The organism is Faecalibacterium sp. DFI.5.82, assembly GCF_029076575.1.
Taxonomy (GTDB): domain Bacteria; phylum Bacillota; class Clostridia; order Oscillospirales; family Ruminococcaceae; genus Faecalibacterium; species Faecalibacterium duncaniae.
Genome location: NZ_JARFIS010000693.1, coordinates 1 through 303 on the forward strand (window position 1 = coordinate 1; position 303 = coordinate 303).

The following is a 303-nucleotide window of genomic DNA, read 5'->3' on the forward strand; positions in this document are numbered from 1 at the left end:
TAGTAGACAATGGCAGTGTAGCCCGAACGCTTCCATAATTCCACAAAGGTCAGGATAAAGGGCCAGAATTTGCTTTCTATGTACCAGGAAACCGGGTCTTTTCCCATTACTGTGAGAATATGATTGAACATACCCGTAGTGGGGCTCAGGAATGCATATACAAGGTAGCTGGCGATGACGTAGGAGAACAGGTACGGCAACAACACGGAGGTCTGAAAAAAACGGTTCCAGAACTTGGACTTCACCTCATTCAGGAACAGTGCAATGGCAATTGCCATCACGGTTTGCAGGACGATAAAGAGT

1 pseudogene is annotated in these 303 nt (G+C 46.5%); it reads right to left on the bottom strand.

Going from position 1 to position 303, the window contains the following annotated elements:
- Positions 1 to 278: pseudogene (locus tag P0G09_RS18480) on the bottom strand (sugar ABC transporter permease); the annotation flags it as partial.
- Positions 279 to 303: the final 25 nt, after the last annotated feature.